The organism is Alphaproteobacteria bacterium (assembly GCA_026400645.1).
Taxonomy (GTDB): Bacteria; Pseudomonadota; Alphaproteobacteria; order Paracaedibacterales; family CAIULA01; genus JAPLOP01.
In genome coordinates, this window is record JAPLOP010000001.1 from 1 (window position 1) to 15,073 (window position 15,073).

The following is a 15,073-nucleotide window of genomic DNA, read 5'->3' on the forward strand; positions in this document are numbered from 1 at the left end:
ATATAAACCATCATAAATAAGGGTAAAGAATAAATAATTTTGAATCCGAACACACACTATAAAATTCAGAAAAACAGAAAAAACGTAATCCAGAAAACCATGATTCTAAAATCACAGAAATCACAGAAAAAACAAATTTGCATTGGTCTTGAGTAGATTTGGCAGCGACCGACTTTCCCACGTCTTAAGACGGAGTATCATAGGCGCAGAGCGGTTTCACGGTCGAGTTCGGGATGGGATCGTGTGTTTCACGCTCGCTATAACCACCAAATCAACACAAGACCAAGTGCAGGGTATCCATAAAATGACTCTTCATCATTGTTACAGACTTATTGTTTTTTTGTTGTTTTCTTTATCTGATTTTATCTTGGAAGCAAGACTCAGGGGGGTTATTTCCCTGAATAACAATCAAGCCAATCGAGCGATTAGTACTGGTTAGCTTCATGCATTACTGCACTTCCACACCCAGCCTATCAACGTGGTGGTCTACCACGGCTCTAATGGGGAATACTAGTTTTGAGAAGAGTTTCCCGCTTAGATGCTTTCAGCGGTTATCTCGTCCGTACTGTAGCTACTCGGCTATGCCGCTGGCGCGACAACCGATACACCAGAGGTACGTCCATCCCGGTCCTCTCGTACTAGGGACAGCTTCTCTCAATATTCCAACACCCACGGCAGATAGGGACCGAACTGTCTCACGACGTTCTGAACCCAGCTCACGTACCACTTTAATCGGCGAACAGCCGAACCCTTGGGACCTTCTTCAGCCCCAGGATGTGATGAGCCGACATCGAGGTGCCAAACCTCCCCGTCGATGTGGACTCTTGGGGGAGATCAGCCTGTTATCCCCGGCGTACCTTTTATTCGTTGAGCGATGGCCCTTCCACGAGGAACCACCGGATCACTATGACCGACTTTCGTCTCTGTTCGACTTGTGGGTCTCACAGTCAGGCAGGCTTATGCCATTGCACTCAACAGTTGGTTTCCGACCAACCTGAGCCTACCATCGCGCGCCTCCGTTACTCTTTGGGAGGCGACCGCCCCAGTCAAACTACCCACCATGCAGGGTCCTGGATCAGGATAACTGACCTCAGTTAGATATCAAAGACAACAAGGGTGGTATTTCAAGGTTACCTCCACTCAGGCTGGCGCCCAAGCTTCAAAGGTTCCCACCTATCCTACACATGTTCTCCCTAATACCACTGCAAAGTTGTAGTAAAGGTGCACGGGGTCTTTCCGTCTGACCGCGGGTACTCCGTATCTTCACGGAGAATCCAATTTCACTGAGTTGGTGTTGGAGACAGCGGGGAAGTCGTTACGCCATTCGTGCAGGTCGGAACTTACCCGACAAGGAATTTCGCTACCTTAGGACCGTTATAGTTACGGCCGCCGTTTACTGGGGCTTCAATTCAGTGCGTTAACACCTCCTCTTAACCTTCCAGCACCGGGCAGGCGTCAGGCCCTATACTTCGTCTTGCGACTTCGCAGAGCCCTGTGTTTTTGTTAAACAGTCGCTACCCCCTATTCTGTGCCACCCATCTCTAGTTGCCTAAAGATGGGCCCCCTTTCTCCCGAAGTTACAGGGGCAATTTGCCGAGTTCCTTCAACACCATTCTCTCAAGCGCCTTAGTATATTCTACTCATCCACCAGTGTCGGTTTGGGGTACGGTCTATAATGTGGGAGTTATTTCCTGGAAGACCTTCGCTGCACACTCAATCCATTAAGACTGTACAACTTACGCTCTCCGTCACTTCCCACAGGTCACGGAATATTAACCGTGTTCCCATCAGCTACGACTTTCGTCCTCACCTTAGGGGCCGACTCACCCTACGTTGATTAACATTGCGTAGGAACCCTTGGACTTTCGGCGACAGTGTCTTTCACACTGTTTATCGTTACTTATGTCAGCATTCTCACTTCCCATACCTCCAGGTATCCTCACAGATTACCCTTCACAGGCTTAGGGAACGCTCCGCTACCGCTCCAAAGACATTATATCTTTGAAACCCGTCGCTTCGGTGCATGGCTTTAGCCCCGTTACATTTTCGGCGCAGGGCGGCTTAACTAGACCAGTGAGCTATTACGCTTTCTTTAAAGGATGGCTGCTTCTAAGCCAACCTCCTGGCTGTCTTGGCCTCCCCACTTCCTTTCCCACTTAGCCATGACTTGGGGACCTTAGCGGACGGTTAGGGCTGTTTCCCTTTCCACGATGGAACTTAGCTCCCACCGTGTGTCTGCCGGACTGTGCTTGTTGGTATTCGGAGTTTGATTGGGTTTGGTAGAAGTCGCCTCCCCCTAGCCCATTCAGTGCTCTACCCCCAACAGCAACCATCCGACGCTCTACCTCAATAGATTTCGCGGAGAACCAGCTATTTCCGAGTTTGATTGGCCTTTCACCCCTAACCACAGGTCATCCCCCACTTTTGCAACAGTGGTGGGTTCGGCCCTCCAGTACGTGTTACCGCACCTTCAACCTGTCCATGGCTAGATCACTCGGTTTCGGGTCTAATACATGTAACTCAAATCGCCCTATTCAGACTCGGTTTCCCTGCGCCTACACCTATCGGCTTAAGCTGGCTACATACATTAACTCGCTGACCCATTATGCAAAAGGTACGCTGTCACAGACTTCTTGGATAAATCCAAAATCCTGCTTCAACTGTTTGTAGGCATCCGGTTTCAGGTCTATTTCACTCCCCTACTCGGGGTTCTTTTCACCTTTCCCTCACGGTACTTGTTCACTATCGGTCATTGAGGAGTACTTAGGCTTGGAGGGTGGTCCCCCCATGTTCAAACAGGATTTCACGTGTCCCGCCCTACTCTAGGATTATTCGACTTTCTACCAATACGGGGCTATCACCCTTTGTTGCGGAGCTTTCCATCTCCTTCTTGTTCTTATCAAATAACCACTGGCCTGGTCCGATTTCGCTCGCCACTACTAACGGAGTCTCGGTTGATGTCCTTTCCTCTGGGTACTTAGATGTTTCAGTTCCCCAGGTTCGCCTCTCTACCCTATGTATTCAGATAGAGATACCGCAAATGCGGTGGGTTGCCCCATTCGGAAATCCACGGATCAAAGGTTGCTCGCACCTCCCCATGGCTTATCGCAGCGTACTACGTCCTTCATCGCCTCTCAATGCCAAGGCATCCTCCAGATGCCCTTTTGCGCTTGATTGTCACTCTAGAAGTCAGAAAATATTGCTAAATTCTAAGCTCTAGAATTCTTGCTTCCAAGAAAAAACCAGATCCGTAAACCGATGATTGCACCGACTTACAGAAAACAACTTTTTTCTTGAAAAATTTTTTGTCAGATTCAAAAAAACTATCACACTTCTTTCTCATCAAAAGAAATGTGTTTTTGGTTAATATTCGCTGAGATGTTCGAGATTCCTTTAAGTACCATAAGAAGTGACCATTCACAGGATTTGCATCCCATGACAGCGCCTATCTTGCTGTCTCTTAAAAGTATGTCGACTCATCGAATACTTTACCCTTATTTACAATGTCAAAAGATCACAAACGTTCTATTATATTAAATAGAAGTTTGAATGAAAAAGTCAAGAGCTCATCAGAAAATATTTGATAAACAGTTTGGCTTCTTAATTTAAACTTCTTGTCTCTGACCGGGCCAAATGATCCCCACAATAATGGTGGAGGTGAACGGGATCGAACCGATGACCTCATGCTTGCAAAGCACGCGCTCTCCCAACTGAGCTACACCCCCAGATCAGAATAATTGATTCTGAATTGGTGGGCCAGGGAGGACTTGAACCTCCGACCCCACGCTTATCAAGCGTGTGCTCTGACCAACTGAGCTACTAGCCCTAGGCAGGGACCAAGATCCGGGAACCAGAAAAACACAAAGATTTCTCTGTACTTTTCTGGTTCCTGAAATCCAGGTCCCTGTATTATAGGATGGTGTGTCGATAGCGTTGAGACGCTAGAACAGTCTGTTATGATATGTTCAGCGCTTTTCCTTAGAAAGGAGGTGATCCAGCCGCAGGTTCCCCTACGGCTACCTTGTTACGACTTCACCCCAGTCATTGACCCTACCGTGGTCAGCTGCCTCCCTTGCGGGTTAGCTCACCGCCTTAAGGTAAAACCAACTCCCATGGTGTGACGGGCAGTGTGTACAAGACCCGAGAACGTATTCACCGTAGCATGCTGATCTACGATTACTAGCGATTCCAACTTCATGCCCTCGAGTTGCAGAGGACAATCCGAACTGAGGCGGCTTTTAGGGATTCGCTTGCGATTGCTCGCTTGCTCCCCTTTGTCACCGCCATTGTAGTACGTGTGTAGCCCAGCCTATAAGGGCCATGAGGACTTGACGTCATCCCCACCTTCCTCCGGCTTATCACCGGCAGTTTCGCTAAAGTGCCCAGCCCTACCTGATGGCAACTAGCAATGAGGGTTGCGCTCGTTGCGGGACTTAACCCAACATCTCACGACACGAGCTGACGACAGCCATGCAGCACCTGTGTGAACGCCAGCCTAACTGAAGGAAACCATCTCTGGTCCCCAAACGTTCCATGTCAAAAGCTGGTAAGGTTCTGCGCGTTGCTTCGAATTAAACCACATGCTCCACTGCTTGTGCGGGCCCCCGTCAATTCCTTTGAGTTTTAATCTTGCGACCGTACTCCCCAGGCGGAATGCTTAATGCGTTAGCGACGACACTGATGGTTCTACCCACCAACATCTAGCATTCATCGTTTACAGCGTGGACTACCAGGGTATCTAATCCTGTTTGCTCCCCACGCTTTCGCGCCTTAGCGTCAGTATCGAGCCAGGAGATCTCGCCTTCGCCACCGGTGTTCTTGCGAATATCTACGAATTTCACCTCTACACTCGCAATTCCATCTCCCTCTCTCGATCTCAAGTCAGACAGTATCCAATGCAATTCCTAGGTTGAGCCCAGGGATTTCACACCAAACTTATCTAACCGCCTACGCGCCCTTTACGCCCAGTAATTCCGAACAACGCTAGCTCCCTTCGTATTACCGCGGCTGCTGTCACGAAGTTAGCCGGAGCTTATTCCTCAGGTACCGTCATCATCGTCCCTGATAAAAGAGCTTTACAACCCGAAGGCCTTCTTCACTCACGCGGCATTGCTGGATCAGGGTTTCCCCCATTGTCCAATATTCCCCACTGCTGCCTCCCGTAGGAGTCTGGGCCGTGTCTCAGTCCCAGTGTGGCTGATCATCCTCTCAGACCAGCTATAGATCATCGGCTTGGTGAGCCTTTACCCCACCAACTACCTAATCTAACGCGGACCATTCCTTTGGCGACCTTGCGGCCTTTCTCCTCTCGGACTTATCCAGTATTAGCGTTCGTTTCCAAACGTTATTCTGAACCAAAGGGTACGTTTCCACGCGTTACTCACCCGTCTGCCACTATAAGATTAGCAAGCTAATCTTATCGTTCGACTTGCATGTGTTAAGCATGCCGCCAGCGTTCGTTCTGAGCCAGGATCAAACTCTCATGTTTTATGTTAACTCTTGATCAACTCTCGTTTGACGGAGCGTTTACCAAAAATCAACTGAATTGACTTGGCATCATAATTACTAAATTGACTGCGTTCTTAATTACTTGGTTTCATTAACTAACCCTGTGGTTAAACAGGTTAATCAACAAACGTATTACTTAATATTTCAGTATATCGGAATTATGAACCAAGTTTTTACCTGTAAGATTAGAGCCCTCTCGAAAGAGTACTCTAAGTACAGGTCATATTGTCTTGACTCAACGCTACCGACATACCATCCCATCTACTTTTCAAAGATCACCGCTACAGACAAAAAAATGATTACCGACTCACTGTTTCCAGGGATTCGTTGGTGCACTCTTTAGATTCAGAAGACCTGACTAAACAAGGTGTTAAACGGCGGACCTGATCGGGAGAGTCTTCCGATTTAACTCGGGAGCTTTTCTTCTGATCTGTCTCGCTGTGTGCAGCTTGTCGTTGCCGGCTCTTCGTTGCCGTTAGCGTTATTAGAACTTAGCTTAAGGGAGGGGAAAGGTCAAGGGGGAAATGTAGGGAAATGTAAATTTTTTTTGTTCGGGCCAAATCGGGCAATTTTTAGAGATTCAATGAATGAAATTGACCATGGGATGGGGAAGGCCTTGATGCCGCCCTTTCGCGCCGAACTTGGGTTACCCCATCATAATCGTGATCATGAGAATGGGGTAATTCTCCTGGCTTATAGGGCCCTATATCCTTCTGTCATTTTTCAATTGCATTTCTATTGTATTTATTAATCTGTGATCTACCCCATTAAGGGAGAGCTTTAAATAAATAGAAAAAGATTGCGCTCCGTTTCCGGGTCTTAATTCGACCGAACGTAAATAATTCTTGTTCAGGACATCAAGTATGCAGATAGCCCCCTCGTCACTTATGCCGTTGTCCTCGAGCGACAACCATAAAAGCTGACTACCTATGACAGCATCCACAAGGAACTTGACTCCGGCGTTACCAATGCGGCCACAAGAAAGATCCAGTCGAGCAAGCCTTCTATTCGTGGCAAGAGCCATTGCAAGAGATTGAGCCCCAGCAGACCCTATATAATTGTAACAGAGGTCCAAATCGGTAAGTTTACAATTTTGATCCCTAAGTGCCTCCGAAAGATAGTGAACTCCCGCATTACTTATGAGGTTCCAACCCAGACCTAAAACGGTAACTTGACAGTTTTTGTGCTTCAGAGCATTCGCTAGAGATTGGAGTCCACTATCCCCTACACTATTTTCACCAAGATCCAAATGGGTGACCCTGCAGGTCGGTTGCATGAGAGCCTCCGCAAGGAAGCGAAACCCATCGTCCCCTATATCGCATTTATTAAGATATAGATGTGTGACCTGACTCGTTGGAAGAGAATCCGCAATAAGTCCTGCCCCCTTATCACCAATGTGCAAATAACTAAGATTAAGCTCTTTGATGCCTTGATCACCGTCTAAGAAGTGACGCACATCACCCCGGGGAATCCAATCCGCGACCTTGTGCCACGGAGCATGGACACCCAAATACTTTCCAAGCGCCGAACAAGCCTCACGAACAAATCCCCTATCATTATCAAAGCCCACATTTTTCTGATCCAAAACACTGGAATACACAGGGGAAGCCATAGCCGCAACAAAGGATGAAACAACAAAACCCGTGGCTGCGGACGTCATCAATGATTGGACCAGACCAACAATGGCCCGTGGTGCATTAGTGGAAAGTGTACGCATTATTTACTCCGGTTACTCTGTATAAATATTAAATCATAAGTATAATTTTCTTTTTCTAAAGTTGTAAAGTTAAAATTTGCATCAATCGTTAAAAAATTGTATATTTCAATGGTGATTTCACTTTATGAAAATGGCATAACTTCTTGACCGCACCCCTACTCCCTGTACAAAATTACACATATATACTGTAGGTTACCAAAATGCCCCCCAAACAACCGCTCAACTTTGAAACGTTTCTTCGTGACCATCTGGGGCCTGATTTAATTGATCTGACCCACAACCTTGAAACATTTGTCGTTCATGTCTATTCGGGGTCGATCATTCGTACTCTGACCATCCTAAAGGATAACAAGCGATGTTCCTTTAAACAGTTGATCGACATTACCGCCGTTGATTATCCAAAACGTCTTCACCGTTTTGACGTTGTATATAACCTATTGAGCCATAAACTGAATATACGCGTGCGCATCAAGATTAACACGACCGAAGAAACACCCGTGAACAGCATCACCGAAATCTTTCCGGCAGCAAATTGGTTCGAACGGGAGATTTTCGATCTTTTCGGCATTCATTTCACAGATCACCCCAATCTGCAGCGCATTTTAACGGATTATAATTTCACCGGGCATCCATTGCGCAAAGATTTCCCCTTAAGTGGATTTACCCAGGTCAGATATGATGAAACCAATCGACGCGTGACATCCGAACCTGTAAAACTAGAACAAGAGTACAGGGATTTTAATTTTATAAGCCCATGGGAGGGGCCGCAAAATAGAAAGATCCCCGCCCCCACCCCAAACAATCAAAAAGCAGTGAATTTCATTCCATGACCACCAACCAAAATAGCGATGATCCAAAAAATAAAGAAAGCTATACCCTGAACTTTGGCCCCCAACATCCAGCTGCCCATGGTGTGCTCCGCCTGGTTTTGGAACTGGAGGGTGAGGTCATACAGCGTGCCGATCCCCATATTGGATTCCTCCATCGTGGAACAGAAAAGCTAATCGAATACAAAACATACCTTCAGGCGTTACCCTATTTTGATCGCTTGGATTATGTTTCCCCCATGAGCCAGGAACATGCGTACGTTTTGGCCGTGGAAAAATTGCTGAATATCTCCCCTCCCCTTCGGGCACAATATATACGTGTTCTTTTTTCTGAATTGACACGGCTTTTAAACCATCTTTTGAACATTGCGACATTCGGACTAGACGTTGGGGCAATGACACCCTTTTTGTGGGCCTTTGAGGAACGTGAAGTTTTGATGGGATTTTACGAACGCGTTTCTGGAGCGCGCATGCATGCGGCCTATTTCAGGCCGGGTGGGGTCCATCGGGATTTGCCGGCTGGCCTTTTGGGGGATATCCAACTGTTCATTAACCGATTTCCAACCGTGATTGATGACATAGAAAACCTTTTAACAGAAAACCGCATTTTCAAACAACGTACTGTTGATATTGGCGTTGTCACAGCAGAGGAAGCCGTCGAATGGGGATTTTCCGGACCCATGTTGCGGGCAAGCACCGTTCCATGGGATCTTCGATCCGCCCAGCCATACGAAATTTATGAATTTTTAGATTTTGACGTGCCAATTGGCAAAAATGGCGATTGCTATGATCGGTACCTTGTTCGCGTCGAAGAAATGCGCCAAAGCGTCAACATAATCCAACAATGCCTGGACAAAATACCAGCGGGCCCCGTTCTTGTGGATGATCCAAAAATCGTCCCACCCCCAAAGGAAAAATTAAAACAGTCGATGGAGGCAATGATCCACCACTTCAAATTATATACCGAAGGGTTTCATGTTCCCGCCGGCGAAGTATATAGCGCGACTGAATCCCCCAAGGGTGAATTTGGGGTGTATCTGATATCGGACGGCAGCAATCGGCCCTATCGGTGTAAAATACGATCACCTGGTTTTGCTTGCCTGCAGGCATTAGAATGGATATCAAAAGGCCATATGTTGTCGGACATTGTGGCGATTATTGGATCGATGGATATTGTATTTGGAGAAATTGATCGATGACGTTTGTCTTTAGCCCCGAAAATCGCGATCGCGCCCACGCCCATAGTGCAAAATACCCGGCAGGAAAACAAACCAGCGCCGTATTGCCATTGTTGGATTTAGCCCAACGTCAATGCCAGGGATGGCTGCCCCATGACGCGATCGAGGCTGTCGCAGAATTTCTGGGCATGCCCGTCATTCGGGTGTTAGAGGTCGCCAGCTTTCACACGATGTTTAATTTAAAACCTGTTGGGCGACACCACGTGCAGGTTTGCAGGACCACCCCCCTGTTGGTTGCGGGGATCCGATGCGATTCTTGACGCGTGCAAAAAACATCTTGGCGTGCAAACGGGCGAAACAACAGCTGATCAAAAATTCACCCTGAGCGAGGTTGAATGCCTGGGTGCGTGCGTTAATGCGCCCGTCGTGCAAATTAATGATGATTATTACGAGAATCTTGACCCAGCCGAGGTCATTAAGATTTTGGAAAAGTTGTCCGAGGAAGAAGAATTATGAGCCTGTGTGAAAAAGACAGAATTTTTACCAATCTTCATGGCCATCAATCCCCATTTTTACCAGCGACGTTATTGCGCGGGGATTGGGACAGGACGATCAATTTAATCCAAAACGGTCGCGATTGGGTGATTGCAGAAGTCAAATCATCAGGCCTTCGAGGGCGCGGTGGGGCCGGATTTTCGACCGGGGACAAGTGGGGCTTTATGCCCAAACAACACGGCGAAATCCCATCCTATCTTGTTATCAATGCCGATGAAAGTGAGCCCGGGACTTGCAAAGACCGCGATATCCTGCGGTTTGAACCCCATAAATTGATCGAGGGGGCCCTGTTGGCCGGCTTTGCCGTTGGCGCCAACACAGCCTATATTTACATCAGGGGTGAATTTTATGCCGAGGCAAAAATCGTCCAAACGGCCATTGACGAAGCCTATGCGGCAGGTCTGTTGGGAAAAAATGCGGCCAAAAGCGGGTGGGATTTTGATGTGCATCTGCATCGTGGTGCGGGGGCCTATATCTGCGGACAGGAATCTGCCCTTTTAGAAAGCCTAGAGGGGCGCAAAGGTATGCCACGCCTAAAACCCCCTTTCCCGTCACAAAGGGGCTTATACGGATGTCCAACAACCATTAACAATGTCGAAACAATTGCATCCATTTCAACGATTTTACGCCGCGGTGCCCATTGGTTTTCCGCCATAGGACGCCCCAATAATACAGGCACAAAACTGTTTTGCATTTCGGGGCACGTCAATAAACCCTGCACAGTAGAGGAAGCAATGGGCATCCCCTTGCGCGAATTGATCGACAAACATGCAGGGGGCGTTCGCGGCGGATGGGACAATCTAAAGGCTGTCATACCGGGGGGATCCTCTGTCCCGCTATTGCCAAAATCGATATGCGATTCTGTGTTGATGGATTTTGATAGTTTGGAGGAGGTTAGCAGTCACCTTGGAACCGCCGGGGTTATCGTCATGGATCGATCGACTGATGTGATCGATGCCATCGCCCGATTAAGCCGATTTTACTGGCACGAAAGTTGTGGGCAATGCTCCCCCTGTCGGGAAGGAACCGGATGGATGAGCAAAATGATGAATCGCCTGGTCAAAGGAAAAGCAGTTCCAGCAGACATTGACCTTTTAGAGGAGATCAGCCACTATGTGGAAAACCATACCATTTGCGCCCTGGGTGCATCCGCGGCGTGGCCGGTCCAAGGGCTTATCCGGCATTTCAGGGAGGAAATGGAGGGCAGGATTCGGGATTCTGTGAATCACACAGAGACGACGGTGTAACAGTGTGCGTATCAAAAATATTGTCAGATTTTGTGCCTTATTAATATTATCAATTTTATTAGCACCATTAATTTTAATATTTATACTATCCAATCCTATATTCGATAGCACCATAACGACTTATTTAAATGATAAATTCTGGAATCAAAATCATGATTTTGTTACTCAAGCCTTTGAACAAATTCCAACAGCTCGTCCGGGGCAAACAACCCTCATGTTGGCGGCAGACGTTTCAGAGCAGGATGCCATTTTACCAATAGAAAAAGGATACACACTGATAGCCCATGAATGTATGATGAATAGCTGCACATTTATGCCTCCGAAAGATAGTAGCGTAAAAATTATTCATGGCTTCGATTCCGAATCCCTACCGGATTTGGATGTGGTTATGGCAAGGTTTATTTTCCCGCTTTATACTCCAGAAAAATTTGAAAAGATCTGGCAGATCATAGATAGGAAAATAAAACCAGGAGGATACTTTATAGGGAATTTTTTCGATCCTCAGTTTGAGATTTTTAAAGACAAAGAGAGGAAAACTATGTCATTTCTTGGAAAAGATGAGATTTTATTGCTTTTTAAGAATTATGAGATAGTGAAAATGGAGGTTGTTAAAAAGATTTCGCCCGCACAAAATGGCCTTGAATATTACTATGAGATTTTTGCGAAAAAGAAAGACTATGGTGTATTCCTATACCCAAGATGAATGGAAATGTTGAAATTTTATGAAAGATAGTTTTTTCAGAAACAAGACAAAAAAACCGAGCATAGCTATTCTATGTAAGGATTTTTTTGTCGACATTTATGGAGAAACTAGCAAACATAAAAATCAATAGTTGAGTTTAGATTGGGTATAAGTGGTTAATCCACAATGAGATGACTTTCTGATGGCGCCGCGTCAGATTTCATCCTTCTCCTACGTCAACAATGACGTCATGGCGGGCAACTGCCCTCCCCTTTCACCCATTCAACAACGCAAGTTTCTCTGCATCCACTCTTCACGAATAGACTGAATCCAAGATCATTTAGTTCTTGAGTTTAAGGCCGTTGATTTGTTCAACAGATAACCCTGTTGCTGCCGCTATCGTATTAACATCTATATTTTGAGAGAGGAGGTTCTGGGCAATTTCTATCGCTTTTTTAGCTTCGCCTTCGGCTTTCCCCTCAGCCTTCCCCTCAGCCTTCCCCTCAGCCTTGCCTTCGGCCTTCCCCTCGGCCTTCCCCTCAGCCTTACCTCTAGCCATTATCTCAGCCTCTGCTTGTTTTATGCGGTTTCTCTGATAGTCCTCGGCCGCCTGGTTATCCATGATCCGCTTGATCTCTTGTTCGTACGTCAGTAACTCTTCTTCTGTCCAGTTAAACTGGTTGAGTTCTTCATAGGCACGTTTGATAACCTCATCAGATCCGATCAGTCGACGCAACTCTGCTTCGCTGGTTTTGTCGGCATTCTTGAAAAAGAAACACCATTTTTCAACAATATTGGTCAACAGGTTAATATCGGTGATCTTGAATTTAGGAAGCTCGATAAACGTAAACGAAAAATCTTTGAGATCATTGGCGTACGATTCTTTGTCCAGGATAATATGATCTGACTTATAGGATAGCTTATCTTTAAAAATAACCGTGTCACTGATCGCAATAAAGATGACGGCTTTCAGATCCTTATAACGAGCACCCTCTTCTTTACCCTTGTTCAGCTGACGGGAGTACGCTTTAGCGGCATAATATTGTGCGCGTTTCTCGAACCCTTCTTGGGGAGAGACCTGCATTTCAATAATGATCTGCACGCCGTTTTCATCTTTGCATAAAACATCCACGATGCTCTGCTTTTTAGCGGCTATGTCGGGGATCTGGATCGTTGATAAAAAAGTGACTTCCTTAATCCTATCCCCAGCTTTTAGTTCCAAGACATCGTTAATGAAATGAATGAGGATATCTTTATTCTTTTCGGATCCGAAGATACGGCGAAAGGCAACATCATTTTTGGGATCAAGAAATTTAGAAAGGGCCATGGTGATTAGAGTATTTCGGTTAATTTCTAAGCGTTATTGTACCATACAACCCCTAGGAAGCCAAAAAGATTAAGGCATATGTCGGCAATCATTCAAAACCCTCTCTCATGACAGGAAAATCCCGTCCATTCCCACATGCGACTCAGCCCCACGGCTTTGCAATTGATAAAGCCGGCGTCTTTCGGCCGACGAGGGGATGGATAAAACTTTCCTGTATTTGTTGATTGTCCGTCGCGCGATGGGCACTCCATCTTGTTGCATTATCAAAACCAAGTCTTCGTCAGACAGCGGCTGTCCTTGATTTTCCCGATCAATCAGAATTTTCATTTTATACTGCACCATACGTGATGATAACAAAGATTCATCCTGAAAGCTGTTGCTTTTACTTGCAACAATTGTTGAGCTAAAAAAGAATTTGAAACTAAAAATCCCACGTGGGGTTGCGATATATTTTGATGCAACAACCCGACTGACCGTGCTTTCATGCAGGCCAACGGCATCAGCAACCTGACGAAGGGTCAGCGGTTTAAAGGCTTGAAACCCCTCAGTCCAGAACGCGCTTTGATGCTGAACAATTTCCAGTGCCACCCTTAATGTATTGGTTGCGCGTTGGTGGAGCGCCTGAAGCAACCAGTTTGCCTGCCCATGCTGTGCGGTCAGATAGGAACGATCCTCTCGACTTACAAGTTGTTTTTTTAAGGTATGGTAATAGTCACTGTTCAAAAGAACAGCGGGCAGAGCCTCGGTATTCAACACAACATTCCACGCGTCGTTTTGATCGGGATCACGGGACGGCTGCATCAAAACATCCGGAATCAGAGATTCAACCGCGACAGGGCTGAACTGTTCGGCGGGTTTAGCGGAAAGGGATTTTAGGTCTTTCAAAAAAGATTGACACGTTTCAACAGTCAGGCCCAAATCTTTGGCAATCTTTGGCAAGGGGTGATGCAGGAATAATTCAAGGTTTTCAAGAAAAAGAGCCATATCAGGATTTATTGTCCCATGTCGGTCTTTAATTTGCAGGGCAAAACATTCCCCAAGATTTCGGGCAAAAACGCCGGGTGGATCAAATTCCTGAAGCCTGGATAAAACACGCTCCACCTGCATGACAGGAACCGACAAAAGCAGACCTATCGTATCCAGATCCCCATCCAAAAAGCCATTGTCATTTAAATGATCAATTAAGCATTCCCCAATTTTACGATCGTCAGGATCACTGATTTCCAGCAAAAGCTGACGATATAAATGCTCCCTGAGTGTTAGGGTTTCCTTAAGATCGGGGCGGGCATAATCATCATCGCCATATGTTTTTTTGGTTACAATGCGGCAATTGGTGGGTTCATCTGAATACAGACTTTCACCCCCCTCGGGCTGCATAAGTAATGGATTTTGTTCGATTTGCTCCCTCACATAGGATGCCAATTCCTGATGGGGCATCTGCAATAACTTGATCGCCTGCTGTAAGCGCGGCGTCATTGTTAAAATTTGGGATGACCGAAGGTCTATTTGTTGGCTGAGGGACATAGGCTAAAATCTTGTAATTGATGGTTCCTATTAACAAGCTTACAGGCTAAACCTTTCTCCCAGGTAAACGCGACGCACTTCTTTGTGAATAATTATTTCTTTTGGGGTCCCTTCGGCCAGAACCTGCCCCCCCGCAACGATGTAGGCGCGATCAACAATATCCAGAGTTTCGCGGACATTATGATCAGTAATTAAAATGCCGATACCCATTCCTTTGAGGCGAAGAATAAGGTCCCGAATTTCATTAACAGCAATGGGATCAATTCCGGCCAGTGGTTCATCGAGCAATAAAAAACGCGGAGACGCAGCCAAACAGCGGGCAATTTCTACACGACGCCGTTCCCCCCCCGACAATGCAATGGCCGGAGATTGACGAAGGTGGCTAATGGAAAATTCATCCAGCAACAAATTTAGTTTTTCTTCTTGTTTGTCAGGATCTTTTTCAAATAATTCAACAACAGCCCTGATGTTTTGTTCGACGGTTAATCCCCGAAAGATAGAGGCATCT

The 15,073-nt window shown here is 46.4% G+C and carries 8 protein-coding genes, 2 tRNA genes, 3 rRNA genes and 1 pseudogene; 5 read left to right on the forward strand and 9 right to left on the reverse strand.

Going from position 1 to position 15,073, the window contains the following annotated elements:
• Positions 1-156: 156 nt before the first annotated feature.
• The 6 genes from rrf to NTX76_00030 all read right to left on the reverse strand — a co-directional run bounded on the left by rrf (position 157) and on the right by NTX76_00030 (position 7,225).
• Positions 157-271, reverse strand: a 5S ribosomal RNA gene (gene rrf / locus NTX76_00005).
• A gap of 133 nt (positions 272-404) precedes the next feature.
• Positions 405-3,176: ribosomal RNA gene (locus NTX76_00010) — 23S ribosomal RNA — on the reverse strand.
• A 473-nt stretch (positions 3,177-3,649) separates the two neighbouring features.
• Positions 3,650-3,725, reverse strand: a tRNA-Ala gene (locus NTX76_00015).
• A gap of 24 nt (positions 3,726-3,749) precedes the next feature.
• A tRNA-Ile gene (locus NTX76_00020) sits at positions 3,750-3,826 on the reverse strand.
• Between the two features lie 156 nt (positions 3,827-3,982).
• A 16S ribosomal RNA gene (locus NTX76_00025) occupies positions 3,983-5,488 on the reverse strand.
• The 16S, 23S and 5S rRNA genes sit together here with 2 tRNA genes alongside, the layout of an rRNA operon.
• Before the next feature lie 723 nt (positions 5,489-6,211).
• A complete protein-coding gene (locus NTX76_00030) occupies positions 6,212-7,225 on the reverse strand; it encodes a hypothetical protein (protein MCX7337665.1) in 1,014 nt (337 codons plus the stop codon).
• Between the two features lie 200 nt (positions 7,226-7,425).
• Here NTX76_00030 and NTX76_00035 point away from each other — a divergent pair, with 200 nt between their 5' ends.
• The 5 genes and pseudogenes from NTX76_00035 (at position 7,426) to NTX76_00055 (ending at position 11,735) form a co-directional block, all read left to right on the forward strand.
• On the forward strand, positions 7,426-8,055 hold the full coding sequence (locus NTX76_00035; GenBank protein MCX7337666.1) for an NADH-quinone oxidoreductase subunit C: 630 nt from the start codon (positions 7,426-7,428) through the stop codon (positions 8,053-8,055).
• Positions 8,052-9,251: an NADH-quinone oxidoreductase subunit D gene (locus NTX76_00040; protein ID MCX7337667.1), complete on the forward strand. Its 1,200-nt coding sequence runs from the start codon at positions 8,052-8,054 to the stop codon at positions 9,249-9,251. The genes NTX76_00035 and NTX76_00040 overlap by 4 nt, the downstream gene beginning before the upstream one ends.
• A pseudogene (gene nuoE, locus NTX76_00045) lies at positions 9,248-9,746 on the forward strand (NADH-quinone oxidoreductase subunit NuoE). The gene NTX76_00040 and the pseudogene nuoE overlap by 4 nt, the downstream one beginning before the upstream one ends.
• Positions 9,743-11,032, forward strand: a complete 1,290-nt coding sequence (gene nuoF / locus NTX76_00050) for an NADH-quinone oxidoreductase subunit NuoF (GenBank protein ID MCX7337668.1) — start codon at positions 9,743-9,745, stop codon at positions 11,030-11,032. The pseudogene nuoE and the gene nuoF overlap by 4 nt, the downstream one beginning before the upstream one ends.
• 4 nt (positions 11,033-11,036) lie before the next feature.
• Positions 11,037-11,735: a hypothetical protein gene (locus NTX76_00055; protein ID MCX7337669.1), complete on the forward strand. Its 699-nt coding sequence runs from the start codon at positions 11,037-11,039 to the stop codon at positions 11,733-11,735.
• A gap of 319 nt (positions 11,736-12,054) precedes the next feature.
• On the opposite strand, the gene NTX76_00060 is transcribed toward NTX76_00055, so the two are convergent.
• The 3 genes from NTX76_00060 to NTX76_00070 form a co-directional block, all read right to left on the reverse strand.
• The gene (locus NTX76_00060; protein MCX7337670.1) at positions 12,055-13,041 is read right to left on the reverse strand and encodes an Rpn family recombination-promoting nuclease/putative transposase; all 987 of its coding nucleotides are present in this window, start codon (positions 13,039-13,041) and stop codon (positions 12,055-12,057) included.
• A 105-nt stretch (positions 13,042-13,146) separates the two neighbouring features.
• Entirely contained in the window at positions 13,147-14,565 is a 1,419-nt protein-coding gene (rpoN, locus tag NTX76_00065; protein ID MCX7337671.1) for an RNA polymerase factor sigma-54, read from the reverse strand.
• A gap of 39 nt (positions 14,566-14,604) precedes the next feature.
• The coding region (locus NTX76_00070; protein MCX7337672.1) for an ATP-binding cassette domain-containing protein at positions 14,605-15,073 on the reverse strand (469 nt) is incomplete at its 5' end.